Below are 15,264 nucleotides of genomic sequence, written 5' to 3' on the forward strand. Positions count from 1 at the left end.
GCGATCTCAGACGAGATCGCCAAAAGTCATCGCTACACTACCATTACATTCCGTTGCACAGAACAATTACCAGGTCTTACCAATGTTAAACTGGAACTGTTCCGATTTGTCTCCATCGTACTTTTTGAACGGCTGGGCGTAGGAGAAGACCAACGGCCCCAATGGGGACATCCATTGTAATGCGATACCAGCAGACATACGGATATTACTCGGATCGCTGTAGTCCGGGTAACCGGCATACGCGTTCGAATCCCAGTTCGTATCCCAGACAGTACCTACGTCCCAGAAGAAGGAGGTACGAACCGAGTTAGCGTACTTGTCGCTAATAAACGGCGTCGGGGTGATGAATTCGAGGCTGGCGACAGCCATAGCGTTACCGCCTACTGCGTCATCAGACTTACATGGCGCAGTTTCAGTGCTCTTACAATCGTTATCGTAGTCGTCATCACCGTCATGACGGCTGCTCGCCGGGTAGTACACCGCTTTTGGACCGATAGTATTGGACTGGAAGCCACGCACGGTGCTTGAGCCACCGGCATAGAAGTTCTCATAGAACGGCATCTCTTTGCCGCCAATACCGTCACCATAACCCCAACGAGTACGACCCAGAACCACCCATTTGTGATCGTCATCGATCGGCACATAGGTCGCGGTATCCAGCGTCGCTTTGTAGTATTCGTTATCAGAGCCCGGGATGGTCACTTTACCATTCAGGTTGACACGCGTACCTTCCGTCGGGAAGAAGCCACGGTCCAGCTTGTTATAAGTCCAACCGTAGTTGAAGGTGAAGTCGTTAGCGCTGAATGAGTTGCGGTCATTCGTATTGGACGGATATTCACCCATCGAGTTCAGGTAACGCCACATGGCAACCTGCGGCTGCATGTTGGACAGGGAGTTATGTACATAACCTAAACCTGCACGCAGCGTGTTGTACTCGTTAATCGGGAAGCCCAGCGTAACGTCTGTACCATAACTTTTGTTGGTATAGTCGGACAGATCCGCATCATCTGCCTGGAAGTCATTATAGAAGATACGGCCGCCGAGGCTGACGCCATCAACGGTGAAGTATGGGTTAGTGACAGACAGTTCAGTATAGGTCTGGTAGTCGTTTTTGGTCCCGTTAATACCCACGGAATAACCCGTACCTAACCAGTTATCCTGCTGAACGCCCGCCTGGAAGCTCACGCCGCTTTCTGTGCCGTAACCAATACCGAAGTTAAAGCTACCGGTGTTACGCTCTTTCACTTTATAGACGACGTCAACCTGGTCCGGGCTGCCCGGAACGCGCTGCGTGTCGGTATCGACGGTTTCGAAGTAACCCAGACGGTTCAGACGCTCTTTACCCTGATCGACCAGATCGCTGCCTAACCATGCCCCTTCCATCTGGCGCATTTCGCGACGCAGGACGGAATCTTTCGAGGTGTCGTTGCCTTCAAAACGGATCTTACGCACGTAGAAACGGTTACCCGCATCAACGTTCACACGTAATTTAACGGTTTTGTCGGCATCGTTGATTTCAGGCTGCGACTGCACGCGCGGGTAGGCATAGCCATAACGACCAAGAAGTTTCTTGATGTCGTCTTCCATTTTGGTCACTTTGGTACCGTTATAGAGTTCGCCTGGTTCGATCTTCGTCAGGTTCTCAATCTCGGCGGAGTGTCCAGCCAGGTTACCGCTCACCTGCACACCGGAAAGCTTGTACTGATCGCCTTCGGTGATATTAACGGTGATGTAGATGCCTTTCTTATCCGGCGTCAGGCTGACCTGCGTCGAATCGATGTTGAAACGGGCATAACCGCGATCCAGATAGTAGCTGCGCAGCGTCTCAAGGTCGCCAGCCAGTTTCTGTTTCTGGTATTTACGATCGCCCACGACGTTCCACCACGGCACTTCGTCGCGCAGTTGGAAGTGAGAAATGAGTTCGTCAGTGCTGAAGGCATGGTTGCCGACGATATTGATCTGTTGGATCTTCGCCGATACACCCTCCTGGAACACCAGTTTGAGGTCCACACGGTTACGCGGCAACGGCGTGACGACCGCTTTTACGCTGGCGCTGTATTTACCAACGCTGTAGTAGAAGTCTTCCAGTCCTTTTTCGATATCAGAGAGCGTGGTGCGATCCAGTGATTCGCCAACACGCACGCCAGACGCCTCAAGGTTCTGCTTTAGCATGTCATCTTTCACCGATTTGTTACCGGAGAAAGTGATGCTGGCAATCGTCGGACGTTCTTTTACCTGAACCAGAAGCGTATCACCATCGCGCAGGACGCGGACATCCTCGAAGTTGCCAGTGGCGAACAGAGCACGAATGGTATTACTGATATCTTCATCATTAACCGTGTCGCCTGTGCGCACCGGCATACTGAGGAGGGCCGCACCAACGGCGACTCGCTGTAGGCCTTCGAAATGAATGTCCTTCACCACGAACCCTTCAGCACCGTATACGGTGGCGCTGCTAAACAGCAGCGACGCTATGAGCAACTTTTTCATCGCCATCGTTATTATGCGTTCTTCCTAACTAACTCTCTTACAACCGAGAGAAATCATTGAAAAGTGCAAGCCCCATTAACAACACCAGCAAAATCGCGCCAATGCGGTAACTAAAGTCTTGAACCCGCTCGGATACCGGCCCGCCCTTCAGCTTTTCAATCGCCAGGAACAGCAGATGCCCCCCGTCAAGAACGGGCAGCGGAAACAGGTTGATTATCCCTAAGTTCACGCTGATAAGCGCAAGAAACATCAGGTAATAAATGCCCCCAAATTCCGCTGACATCCCAGCCCCCTGAGCGATAGAAATCGGCCCACTGAGGTTGTTCAGTTTCACATCACCGGTTATCAATTTTCCCAGCATACTGACCGTCAGCTTCATCAACTGCCACGTCTTGTCCGTGGCTTCGAGGATGGCGCTGAATGGCCCATACTGGCGTACAGTCTTGTACTCATCCGGCAGAGGAATAATTTTAGGCACAACACCCGCAAAACCTTCTGCCTTTCCGTTAACCGGCTTTGTATCCGGGATTAACGTCAAAGACAAGGAACTCCCCTGCCTTTCAATTTCCAGCGCTAACGGCTTATCTGGATTGTTGCGCACAAGCGTCACAAACGTCATCCATTGCGTTAACGACTGACCATCGACTTTAACGATCCTGTCGCCTGCTTGCAAACCCGCCTTACTTGCAGCGGAGTTCGCCTGCACTTCTGACAGCACCGGTTCGATCTGTGGACCACGCGGCCGAATCCCTAAAGAAGATACAGGATCTTCTTTGTCTGGCTCAAATGCCCAGTGGCGCAAATCTAACGTTTTATCCTGGCGCTGATTACTGCCGAACGGCGCCACGCTGATTGTCGTACGCTCATCGCCGATTTTGGACACCAGCTGTAAGCGCACCGCATCCCAATCAGGGGTTTCGATGCCATCAATGGCTTTAAGTTCCGTACCAGGAAGAATTTGCGCCTGGGCGGCAATCGAGTTGGGTGTTATTTCACCAACCACCGGACGAACGCCAGGGACGCCGATGATAAAAACCAGCCAGTAGGCAAAAATAGCGAAAAGAAAATTTGCAATCGGACCTGCGGCGATAATCGCCGCCCGCTGTCCCACGGTTTTATTGTTGAAAGCGTGGTGGCGCAGTTCCGGCACAACCGGCTCAGCGCGCTCATCCAGCATTTTGACGTAACCGCCGAGGGGAATCATGGCGATCACATATTCCGTACCGTATCGATCGGTACGCCGCCAAAGCGCTTTCCCAAAACCGATAGAAAAGCGCTCGACACGAACACCGCAGCGCCGGGCAACCCAGAAATGACCAAATTCATGCACGGTGATAAGCACACCCAGTGCGACGATGAATGCAGCCAGATTCCAGAGAATACTCAGCATAAAACCTTCCGTTAGAGTGTCCTGAATACCAGTAACAACAGGCAAGCAAAGACCGGTACTGCCGCCGTCAGGCTATCAATACGATCCAGAATACCACCATGCCCTGGGATCAAGTGACCACTGTCCTTAATTCCTGCTTCACGCTTAAACATGCTCTCAGTCAGATCGCCCAGCACTGACGCCAGGGCCGCGATGACAGAACAAATCAGTAAGGTTGAAGGCGCAACATCCAGATTCGCCCACATGCCGTAACCCCATGAAATCACGGCGGCAGTCGCGAGTCCGCCAATAAAGCCCTGCCAGGTTTTACCAGGAGAAACCTTTGGCGCAAGTTTATGTTTGCCGAACAGTTTGCCAAACATATATGCCCCGGAGTCTGCCCCCCAGACGAGGATCATGACATAGAGCAGCCATATGGCGCCACTGTAATGATTCTCATCATAGTGCCAGGCGCGCAGCGCCAGCATTCCCCAAAAAAAAGGAATGATGGTTAACACCCCGAAAATTACGCGTAATGTCTTTGAATTACGCCAGATCGCCGCCGAACCGGGATAAAATAACACCAGTAATAATGCAACGACCCACCAGCCCAACGACGCCCAAAGCGAAACCTCAACAAGCGGTTGATGAATGTTGCGGTGATATTCAGGCAGCAAAAACAGCATCAGCGCCAGCAATAACCCGCACAGCACCGCCAGCCAGACCCGCTGAGTACGCGTGGTAAAACCGCTTAACTGTCCCCATTCCCAGGCGGCCAGCATACAAACGACCAGCGTGACAATGGCGAACCCCACCGGCGGGAGTAAAAAAAGCGCCGCGATGACAACGGGTATTAAAACAAAAGCAGAAATCAGGCGATACTTCAGCAAAAGCGACCCCCATCAGGCTTTTTCATCACCGGGCTCGGTGCCGCCGAAACGACGCTCTCGATTGGCAAAGGCATGCAGCGCCCCTTCAAAGTCTTGTTCATCGAAATCGGGCCAAAGAACATCAGTAAAGTAAAGTTCGGCATAGGCAATTTGCCAAAGCAAAAAGTTACTAATGCGATGCTCTCCCCCAGTCCTAATTACTAAATCTACAGGAGCCAGTTCATGCATACAGATTTTCTGGTTTAGCATCTCTTCGTCAATCTGATCAGGGCGCAGCAGTCCTTCCTGCACCTGTTCTGCCAGTTGCCTGACTCCCTGGACAATATCCCAACGTCCGCCATAATTCGCCGCGATATTCAGCGTCAGCCCGGTATTCTGGGCGGTAAGCGCTTCAGACTTGCGAATACGGTCTTGCAAACGCGAGTTAAATCGACTGGTGTCGCCAATAATGCGCAGGCGAACGTTATGGCGATGCAGGCTTTTTACTTCGCTATCCAGCGCCCACACGAACAGCTCCATTAACGCACTCACTTCCTGCGCTGGTCGGTTCCAGTTCTCACTGCTAAAGGCATACAGCGTTAACGCATCAATACCGTTGTTGGCAGCGAAAGATACGGCCCGACGGACGGATTTTGCTCCGGCCTTATGCCCAAAGGCGCGAATCTTCCCTTGCTTTTTCGCCCAGCGGCCATTGCCATCCATAATGATTGCTACATGGCGACAGCCATGTGCTGGCAAATTTTCGCTTAGTGGTTGAGTTGCAGACAACATAACGCGTTTTTAGTCCCTGAAAGGATTTAACGGTACTCAGGAATACTGAAGCCTTTTGCGCTTCATCCTTCAGGCTGCCTCTTCGTTGGCTATGAATGATGCAACCTGAATGATTTTGTGCATCCACAAAAAAGCCGTGTCAAACCACGGCTTACCTGACCGCATAAAGCCAAATATCTGCGATCGGGTGGCGCAGACTATATCACTGAAGCCCAACGCTAACAAATAGCACGATCCTGTGTAGAGGGATTATCATCAGCTTGCGAGTCGCATCACCTGTTTTCTGGCGACGTCACGCGCGACGGCATCAACCCTGAGAACGTCGTCAACGCTTCCCGGTTCCTGCAAATCCATTTTCTCCAGCACAGATAAATTGAGCTCAGCAATATCTGTAAAGCGAATCTCTTCAGCCAGAAATGCGGCGACGGTGATTTCATTCGCCGCATTCAGCGCGGTTGTCGCGGCCTGACCTTGCTCAAACGCGTCCATCGCCAGTTTCAGGCACGGATAGCGCTGATAATCCGGCGCAGAGAACGTCAACGCACTGAGCGTGCAAAAATCGAGCGGCTTCACGCCAGAGTTCACGCGATTCGGCCACGCCATCGTATGCGCGATTGGCGTACGCATATCCGGCTCCCCCAGTTGCGCCAGAACGCTGCCGTCCTGATAACGCACCATTGAGTGAATAACCGACTGCGGGTGAATCAACACGTCCATCTGGCTTGCGCTGGCGTTAAACAACCAACGCGCTTCAATGTATTCCAGACCTTTATTCATCATGGTGGCGGAATCGACGGAAATTTTTCGTCCCATAGACCAGTTCGGATGACGACATGCCTGATCGGGCGTCATGGCCGCCAGATCGCACAATGGCGTTTCACGAAAAGGGCCACCAGACCCGGTAAGCAAAATCGACATCACGCCATTTTGCTCCAGCTCAGCGTATCCCAGATCGTTTTGAATAGGTTGGGGCATACTCTGAAAAATCGCGTTATGTTCGCTATCTACCGGTAAAAGCCGGGCTTTACTGCGTTTCACCTCGTCCATAAACAGACGCCCGCAGGTAATCAGCGACTCTTTATTGGCAAGCAGGATGGTTTTACCGGCGCGAATCGCCGCAAGCGTAGGCAGCAGACCTGCCGCGCCCACGATAGCCGCCATCACCTGATCGACCTCATCCAGCGCAGCCATATCGCAGGCGGCCTGTTGTCCGCTCAGGACGTCAGTGCGGCTTCCATGTTCCAGAAGCGCAGTTTTCAGCCGTTGAGCGCTCTGTTCATCGTCCATCACCGCATAACGCGGCGAAAACTCCAGGCACTGCTCTACCATACGGGTGACATTTTTACCCGCAACCAGCGCGACAACACGGAAACTTTCAGGATTATGGCGCACCACATCCAGCGTGCTGCAACCAATAGAGCCGGTCGAGCCCAGAATGGTTAGTTGCTTCATGAAACGTCCAGAAGAATTGAGACAGGATAGAAAGCAAAACGCCGCCCGGAAGACCCGTCAGGGTCAACCAGCGGCGTTTTAGTCGTACAGGAAAATCAGAACTGCATCAGTTCCGCTTCTTTTTCCGTCAGCGCCGCATCAACTTTCTTGATGGCAGCGTCAGTCAGTTTCTGTACTTCGTCCTGAGAACGGCGATCGTCATCTTCGCTGATCTCTTTATCTTTCAGCAGCGCTTTTACTTTGTCGTTCGCGTCACGGCGTACGTTACGCACGGCAACACGCGCCTGCTCTGCTTCGCCACGAACGATTTTGGTCAGGTCTTTACGACGTTCTTCAGTCAGCGGCGGCAGCGGAACACGGATATCGCTACCCGCAGAACTCGGGTTCAGGCCGAGGTCAGAAGCCATAATCGCTTTCTCAACCGCCGGGCTCATGGAGCGATCGAACACGTTGATTTTCAGCGTGCGGGAGTCTTCTACCGTTACGCTCGCCAGCTGACGCAGCGGAGTCGGCGTGCCGTAATATTCCACGACAATGCCATCCAGCAGGCTGGGAGAAGCACGACCCGTGCGAATTTTGCTGATTTGGTTTTTAAACGCTTCAACGCATTTTTCCATGCGTACTTCAGCATCTTTTCTGATATCGCTAATCACGTTACGAATCCTTGAAAACTAGTCTCAGTCGACCAGACAATCACACAATACACTTCATCCTTCAGGCTGCCTCTGCGTTGGCTGCGAACGTTCTTCCCTGTCACGTACCGATGTACGCGCCTCGGGATTCACGCTCTTGCCGCCGTGATGCAGCATGAATGATTTCGTGTATACAGAGTATGCTCAGTATAGTCTCGTTTAATTCATGCCACAGGATATATAAATCCTGCCGGGTAAAGGCGAATCTTACCCGGAATTGGCCATCACGGGAATTATTCCGTGATTAAAGTCCCTTCTTTTTCGCCCATCACGACGCGACGCAGCGCGCCCGGCTTGTTCATATTGAAGACACGAATTGGCAATTTGTGGTCACGAGCCAGCGTGAACGCGGCCAGATCCATCACTTTCAGCTCTTTATCCAGCACTTCGCCGTAGGTGAGTTGCTCATACATCGTGGCGGACGGATCTTTGGCCGGGTCCGCAGTAAATACGCCATCGACTTTCGTGGCTTTCAGCACCACATCCGCTTCAATTTCGATACCGCGCAGGCAAGCCGCAGAGTCGGTGGTGAAGAAGGGGTTGCCGGTGCCCGCAGACAGGATAACCACACGGTTATTACGCAGCAGACTAATGGCTTCTGCCCAGCTGTAGTTGTCACACACGCCATTCAGCGGAATAGCGGACATCAGGCGGGCGTTCACATAGGCGCGGTGGAGCGCATCGCGCATCGCCAGACCGTTCATCACGGTGGCCAGCATGCCCATGTGGTCGCCCACAACGCGGTTCATACCCGCTTTCGCCAGACCAGCACCACGGAACAGGTTACCGCCACCAATCACCACACCAACCTGAATGCCCAGTTCCACCAGTTCTTTGATTTCCTGAGCCATACGATCCAGTATGCTTGCATCAATACCGAAGCCTTCCGAACCCTGCAGAGCTTCGCCACTCAATTTAAGCAGAATACGTTTATAGACGGGTTTTGCATTGGTAGCCATGTTTCTTTCCTGAGACTGTCAACGATTGAGATGAGTTAATTCCGGCGACATTGTATGTCGCTTTTCAGCGCAGCCACTATAGGGGTTGGCTGAATTTACAAGATGGACGCAAAAAGAAGCCGCCCTCAGGCGGCTCCTTTTCGACAATTAAGACTGCTTGGACATCGCAGCAACTTCTGCTGCAAAGTCAGTCTCAACTTTCTCGATGCCTTCGCCCACTTCAAAGCGGATGAAGCCAGTTACGTCGGCGTTGTGCTCTTTCAGCAGCTGACCAACAGATTTGCTCGGTTCCATAACGAAAGGCTGACCGGTCAGAGAAACTTCGCCGGTGAATTTCTTCATGCGGCCTTCAACCATTTTCTCTGCGATTTCTTTCGGCTTACCAGACTGCATCGCGATGTCCAGCTGTACCTGGTATTCTTTCTCTACCACTTCAGCAGACACGTCTTCCGGCTTAACGAACTCAGGCTTGCTTGCAGCAACGTGCATTGCCAGCTGTTTAACCAGCTCTTCGTCAGCGCCTTTAGCCGCAACCAGAACACCGATGCGCGCACCGTGCTGGTAAGAACCCAGAACGTCGCCTTCCAGGGAAGCAACACGGCGAATGTTGATGTTTTCACCAATTTTTGCCACCAGAGCAACGCGCTCTTCTTCGAACTGTGCTTTCAGCACGTCAACGTCAGTGATTTTGCCAGCAACAGCGGCGTCCAGCACTTTGTCAGCAAATGCCTGGAAACCAGCATCTTTAGCAACGAAGTCAGTCTGGCAGTTAACTTCCAGAATGATGCCGTAGTTGCCGTCGATTTTGGTTTTGATCACGCCGTCAGCAGCAACGTTGCCTGCTTTTTTCGCTGCTTTGATCGCACCGGATTTACGCATGTTTTCGATTGCCAGCTCGATGTCGCCATTCGCTTCAGTCAGTGCTTTTTTGCAATCCATCATGCCTGCGCCAGTACGCTCACGCAGCTCTTTTACCAGGGATGCGGTAATTTCAGCCATTCTAAAATCCTCGGAAGATTTGATCTGCCCGGCATCAAACCGCACAGATTTAAAAGTGAAAAAGGGGCCTAAAGGGCCCCTAACCAAACGTGATACTACCTGGTTTATAAGGGGGCTCGAACGAGCGTGCCTTATTATTCAGCTTCTACGAAGCTTTCTTCCGCCTGAGAAGCCAGATCCTGAGAACGGCCTTCACGAACGGTTGCAGCTACAGCGCCCAGGTACAGGCTAACAGCACGGATTGCGTCGTCGTTACCCGGGATAACGAAGTCAACACCGTCCGGATCAGAGTTGGTATCAACGATAGCAAATACCGGGATACCCAGGTTGTTTGCTTCTTTGATAGCAATGTGCTCGTGGTCAGCATCGATAACGAACAGTGCGTCCGGCAGGCCGCCCATGTCTTTGATACCGCCCAGGCTGTTTTCCAGTTTCTCAAGCTCACGAGTGCGCATCAGCGCTTCTTTTTTGGTCAGCTTTTCGAAAGTACCGTCCTGAGACTGAGTTTCCAGGTCTTTCAGACGTTTGATGGACTGACGAACGGTTTTCCAGTTAGTCAGCATACCGCCCAGCCAGCGATGGTTCACGAAGAACTGGTCGCAGCTGTTAGCAGCGTCTTTCACCGCTTCGCTTGCAGCACGTTTAGTACCAACGAAAAGGATTTTACCTTTGCGAGAAGCAATCTTGTTCAGTTCAGCCAGCGCTTCGTTGAACATCGGTACCGTTTTCTCAAGGTTGATGATGTGAACTTTGTTACGCGCACCGAAGATGAACGGCTTCATTTTCGGGTTCCAGTAACGGGTCTGGTGACCGAAGTGAACACCAGCCTTGAGCATGTCGCGCATGGAAACAGTTGCCATGATTAAAACCTCTATATATAAAAGTTGGGGTTATGCCTCCACGTATCCCATATTACCGACCCCAAAGGGCACCCCGGAATATGTGCCGATACGTGTGTGTTGTTACACAAAGTGAGATTTGTCGCTTCAGTCCATCTTGTGTAGTCTTCGAATGGAACGGAAGTCCGGCGCGCTTTATACCACAAATACGCCGCGGACACCAATAATTGTTGGCTCGATGTGCTGTTAATGATTCTCAATTTGGCAGGCTACGCTTTGGACTGATACCATTGACAGCACTTACACAATTATTGTCGAAATAATCGACACCGATGGACAGAATTCATGGCTATCTCAATCAAGACCCCTGAAGAAATCGAAAAAATGCGCGTCGCTGGCCGCCTGGCCGCAGAAGTGCTGGAGATGATCGAACCGTATATCAAACCGGGCGTCAGCACCGGGGAACTGGATCGCATCTGCAACGACTACATCGTCAATGAACAACACGCGATCTCCGCTTGCCTCGGCTACCACGGTTATCCGAAATCCGTTTGCATCTCCATTAATGAAGTGGTGTGCCACGGTATCCCGGACGACGGCAAATTGCTGAAAGACGGCGATATCGTCAATATCGACGTAACCGTAATTAAAGATGAATACCACGGCGATACGTCGAAAATGTTTATCGTCGGCAAACCGACGATTCTGGGCGAGCGCCTGTGCCGTGTAACCCAGGAAAGCCTGTATCTGGCGCTGCGAATGGTCAAGCCGGGCATCCGTCTGCGCACGCTGGGCGCGGCCATTCAGAAATACGCGGAAGGCGAAGGTTTCTCTGTCGTTCGCGAATATTGCGGTCACGGGATTGGTCGCGGCTTCCATGAAGAACCGCAGGTTCTGCACTACGATGCGGACGACGGCGGCGTGGTTCTGCAACCGGGAATGACGTTCACCGTTGAACCGATGCTGAACGCCGGTGATTACCGCATCCGCACCATGAAAGACGGCTGGACGGTAAAAACCAAAGACAGAAGCTTGTCTGCGCAGTACGAGCATACTATTGTGGTAACCGAAAACGGCTGTGAAATTCTGACGTTACGCAAGGATGACACCATCCCGGCGATTATCACGCACGACGCATAAACTTTTGCCTGATGGCGCTACCGCTTATCAGGCCTACAATCAGCGTTTACCCGTAGGCCGGATAAGGCGTTAACGCCGCATCCGGCTTTTTAATGGGTGGCACATAATGAATACTCTTCCTGAACAGCACGCGAATACGGCTCTCCCCACCCTACCCGGCCAACCGCAAAATCCGGGAGCCTGGTCGCGTGACGAGCTTACCGTCAGCGGAATTAAAGCCCACATTGATATTTTCCAGCAGTGGCTGGGAGACGCTTTTGACAGCGGGATTTCCGCAGAGCAATTGATTGAAGCCCGCACCGAATTTATCGACCAGTTGTTGCAACGACTGTGGATCGATGCCGGATTCGGGCAAATTGCCGATCTGGCCCTGGTGGCCGTCGGCGGCTATGGCCGGGGCGAGCTGCATCCGCTTTCCGACATTGACCTGCTCATCCTGAGCCGTAAAAAGCTGCCCGACGCTCAGGCGCAAAAAGTCGGGGAACTGCTGACCTTGCTGTGGGATGTGAAGCTGGAAGTCGGGCATAGCGTGCGCACACTGGAAGAGTGTTTGCTGGAAGGGCTGTCGGACTTAACCGTCGCCACCAATCTGATTGAAACACGTCTGCTGATCGGCGACGTGGCGCTTTTTCTGGAGCTGCAAAAGCATATTTTCAGTGAAGGTTTCTGGCCGTCGGAGAAATTTTTCGCCGCCAAAGTCGAAGAGCAAAACCAGCGCCACCAGCGCTATCACGGCACCAGCTATAACCTTGAACCCGATATTAAAAGCAGCCCCGGCGGCCTGCGTGATATCCACACCCTGCAATGGGTGGCCCGCCGCCACTTCGGCGCAACGTCTCTCAATGAGATGGTCGGCTTCGGCTTCTTAACCCAGGCAGAACGCGCTGAGCTAAACGAGTGCCTGCATATTTTGTGGCGCATTCGCTTCGCGCTGCACCTGGCGGTCAGCCGTTACGACAACCGCCTGTTGTTCGACAGGCAGCTCAGCGTTGCCCAGCGGCTCAACTACACTGGCGAAGGCAACGAGCCGGTTGAGCACATGATGAAAGACTATTTCCGGGTCACGCGTCGGGTCAGCGAACTAAACCAGATGCTATTACAGCTGTTTGATGAAGCAATCCTCGCCCTGCCCGCCGATGAAAAACCTCGCCCGATTGATGACGAGTTTCAACTGCGCGGCACGCTGATCGACCTGCGCGATGACGATCTGTTTATCCGTTCACCGGAAGCGATCCTGCGGATGTTTTATACGATGGTGCGCAATAGCACCATCACTGGCATCTATTCCACCACGCTGCGCCATCTGCGCCATGCCCGCCGCCACCTGACCCAGCCGCTGTGCTACATCCCGGAAGCGCGCTCTCTGTTTCTCAGTATGCTGCGTCATCCGGGCGCCGTCAGCCGCGGTTTGCTGCCAATGCATCGCCACAGCGTGCTTTGGGCTTACATGCCGCAATGGTCGCATATCGTCGGCCAAATGCAGTTCGACCTGTTCCATGCCTACACGGTGGATGAGCACACCATTCGCGTGATGCTGAAGCTGGAAAGTTTCGCCAAAGAAGAGACCCGCCAGCGCCATCCGCTGTGCGTCGATCTCTGGCCGCGCCTGCGGCAACCGGAACTGATCCTGATCGCGGCGCTGTTCCATGATATCGCCAAAGGGCGCGGCGGCGACCACTCGGTACTCGGCGCGCAGGACGTGCTCAAATTTGCCGAACTGCACGGTCTGAACTCACGCGAAACGCAACTGGTCGCCTGGCTGGTACGCCAGCACCTGCTAATGTCGGTTACCGCCCAGCGGCGCGATATCCAGGACCCTGAGGTCATCAAACAGTTCGCCGAAGAGGTGCAAACGGAACACCGTCTGCGCTTCCTGGTATGCCTGACGGTCGCTGACATTTGCGCCACTAACGAAACGCTGTGGAACAGCTGGAAGCAAAGCCTGTTGCGCGAACTGTACTTTGCCACCGAAAAACAGCTACGTCGCGGCATGCAAAACACGCCGGATATGCGCGAACGCGTGCGCCATCATCAGCTTCAGGCACTGGCGCTGCTGCGAATGGACAATATAAACGAAGAGGCGCTGCATCAAATCTGGACACGCTGCCGCGCTAACTATTTCGTGCGCCATAGCCCGAATCAGCTAGCCTGGCATGCGCGTCATCTGTTACAGCACGATCTGACCCGACCGCTGATTCTGGTCAGCCCGCAGGCCACGCGCGGCGGAACGGAGATCTTCATCTGGAGTCCTGATCGCCCTTATCTGTTTGCCGCCGTTTGCGCAGAGCTGGACAGGCGCAATCTGAGCGTTCATGACGCGCAAATCTTCACCACCCGCGACGGCATGGCGATGGATACCTTTATTGTGCTGGAGCCGGACGGCAGCCCTCTCTCCGCCGACCGTCACGAAGCCATCCGTTTTGGACTGGAGCAGGCGATTACCCAGAGCAGCTGGCAGCCTCCGCAGCCGCGTCGCCAGCCGGCCAAACTGCGCCACTTTACCGTCGATACCGAGGTCACTTTTCTGCCTACTCACACCGACAGAAAATCGTTCCTTGAACTTATCGCTCTCGATCAGCCGGGCCTGCTGGCGCGGGTCGGGCAAATTTTTGCCGATCTGGGAATTTCGCTTCATGGCGCCCGAATTACAACCATTGGCGAGCGAGTAGAAGATTTATTCATAATCGCGACAGCCGACCGGCGTGCCCTTAATAATGAGCTACAGCAGGAAGTGCATCAACGGTTGACAGCGGCCCTCAATCCAAACGATAAAGGGTAGTGTGTTTATTCATATGGAAAGAGTTTAACAATGCAGCAGTTACAGAACGTTATTGAGTCCGCTTTCGAGCGCCGTGCCGACATCACTCCGGCGAATGTAGATACCGTGACCCGTGAAGCGGTTAACCAGGTCATTTCTCTGCTGGATTCCGGTGCGCTGCGTGTGGCAGAAAAGATTGATGGTCAGTGGGTGACTCACCAGTGGCTGAAGAAAGCGGTTCTGCTCTCTTTCCGTATTAACGATAACCAGGTTATCGACGGTGCGGAAAGCCGCTACTTCGATAAAGTGCCGATGAAATTCGCCGACTATGACGAAGCGCGCTTCCAGAAAGAAGGCTTCCGCGTAGTGCCGCCTGCCGCTGTGCGTCAGGGCGCGTTTATCGCACGCAACACCGTGCTGATGCCATCCTACGTAAACATCGGCGCATTCGTTGATGAAGGCACGATGGTAGATACCTGGGCGACCGTAGGTTCCTGCGCGCAGATTGGTAAAAACGTACACCTGTCCGGCGGCGTCGGCATCGGCGGCGTACTGGAACCGCTACAGGCGAACCCGACAATCATCGAAGATAACTGCTTCATCGGCGCGCGTTCTGAAGTGGTTGAAGGGGTGATCGTTGAGGAAGGTTCCGTCATCTCTATGGGCGTGTACATCGGTCAAAGCACCCGTATTTACGATCGCGAAACGGGCGAAATCCATTATGGCCGCGTACCGGCAGGCTCCGTTGTGGTTTCCGGCAACCTGCCGTCGAAAGACGGTAAGTACAGCCTGTACTGTGCGGTCATCGTGAAAAAAGTCGACGCGAAGACGCGCGGCAAAGTCGGGATCAACGAGCTGTTACGTACCATCGACTAACAATGATTTGAAAAAGCGGGCTGAGCCCG

12 protein-coding genes are annotated in these 15,264 nt (G+C 53.2%); 3 read left to right on the forward strand and 9 right to left on the reverse strand.

From position 1 onward, the window contains the following. Positions 1 to 66: 66 nt before the first annotated feature. The 9 genes from bamA to rpsB form a co-directional block, all read right to left on the reverse strand. Positions 67 to 2,496 (reverse strand): outer membrane protein assembly factor BamA, encoded by a 2,430-nt coding sequence (bamA, locus tag FD428_RS17365; protein WP_012133980.1) that lies wholly within the window; start codon positions 2,494 to 2,496, stop codon positions 67 to 69. Positions 2,497 to 2,527: 31 nt separating this feature from the next. After that, positions 2,528 to 3,880 carry a sigma E protease regulator RseP gene (rseP, locus tag FD428_RS17370; protein WP_012133981.1) on the reverse strand — a complete coding sequence of 451 codons (1,353 nt, stop codon included), beginning with the start codon at positions 3,878 to 3,880 and terminating at the stop codon, positions 2,528 to 2,530. 11 nt (positions 3,881 to 3,891) lie between these two features. Beyond that, a complete protein-coding gene (cdsA, locus tag FD428_RS17375; RefSeq protein ID WP_012133982.1) occupies positions 3,892 to 4,749 on the reverse strand; it encodes a phosphatidate cytidylyltransferase in 858 nt (285 codons plus the stop codon). A gap of 12 nt (positions 4,750 to 4,761) precedes the next feature. After that, positions 4,762 to 5,520: a (2E,6E)-farnesyl-diphosphate-specific ditrans,polycis-undecaprenyl-diphosphate synthase gene (ispU, locus tag FD428_RS17380; RefSeq protein WP_024130686.1), complete on the reverse strand. Its 759-nt coding sequence runs from the start codon at positions 5,518 to 5,520 to the stop codon at positions 4,762 to 4,764. Positions 5,521 to 5,775: 255 nt separating this feature from the next. Further along, positions 5,776 to 6,972: a 1-deoxy-D-xylulose-5-phosphate reductoisomerase gene (ispC, locus tag FD428_RS17385; protein ID WP_114847937.1), complete on the reverse strand. Its 1,197-nt coding sequence runs from the start codon at positions 6,970 to 6,972 to the stop codon at positions 5,776 to 5,778. A gap of 95 nt (positions 6,973 to 7,067) precedes the next feature. Beyond that, positions 7,068 to 7,625 (reverse strand): ribosome recycling factor, encoded by a 558-nt coding sequence (gene frr / locus FD428_RS17390; protein ID WP_024130687.1) that lies wholly within the window; start codon positions 7,623 to 7,625, stop codon positions 7,068 to 7,070. A gap of 272 nt (positions 7,626 to 7,897) precedes the next feature. Next, complete coding sequence (gene pyrH, locus FD428_RS17395; RefSeq protein WP_012133987.1) at positions 7,898 to 8,623, reverse strand: UMP kinase; 726 nt, start codon at positions 8,621 to 8,623, stop codon at positions 7,898 to 7,900. A gap of 147 nt (positions 8,624 to 8,770) precedes the next feature. Beyond that, positions 8,771 to 9,622, reverse strand: coding sequence for a translation elongation factor Ts (gene tsf / locus FD428_RS17400; protein ID WP_024130688.1), 852 nt, complete (start codon positions 9,620 to 9,622; stop codon positions 8,771 to 8,773). Between the two features lie 134 nt (positions 9,623 to 9,756). Further along, positions 9,757 to 10,482: a 30S ribosomal protein S2 gene (gene rpsB, locus FD428_RS17405; RefSeq protein ID WP_012133990.1), complete on the reverse strand. Its 726-nt coding sequence runs from the start codon at positions 10,480 to 10,482 to the stop codon at positions 9,757 to 9,759. Positions 10,483 to 10,806: 324 nt separating this feature from the next. Here rpsB and map point away from each other — a divergent pair, with 324 nt between their 5' ends. From map to dapD, 3 genes are all read left to right on the forward strand, one after another. Continuing rightward, complete coding sequence (gene map, locus FD428_RS17410) at positions 10,807 to 11,601, forward strand: type I methionyl aminopeptidase (protein ID WP_012133991.1); 795 nt, start codon at positions 10,807 to 10,809, stop codon at positions 11,599 to 11,601. Positions 11,602 to 11,707: 106 nt separating this feature from the next. Then, complete coding sequence (gene glnD / locus FD428_RS17415; RefSeq protein WP_114847938.1) at positions 11,708 to 14,380, forward strand: bifunctional uridylyltransferase/uridylyl-removing protein GlnD; 2,673 nt, start codon at positions 11,708 to 11,710, stop codon at positions 14,378 to 14,380. A 30-nt stretch (positions 14,381 to 14,410) separates the two neighbouring features. Next, entirely contained in the window at positions 14,411 to 15,235 is an 825-nt protein-coding gene (dapD, locus tag FD428_RS17420; RefSeq protein ID WP_012133993.1) for a 2,3,4,5-tetrahydropyridine-2,6-dicarboxylate N-succinyltransferase, read from the forward strand. Positions 15,236 to 15,264 lie beyond the last annotated feature (29 nt).

It is taken from the genome of Citrobacter sp. TBCP-5362 (genome assembly GCF_005406305.1).
Classification (GTDB): Bacteria; Pseudomonadota; Gammaproteobacteria; order Enterobacterales; family Enterobacteriaceae; genus Citrobacter_B; species Citrobacter_B koseri.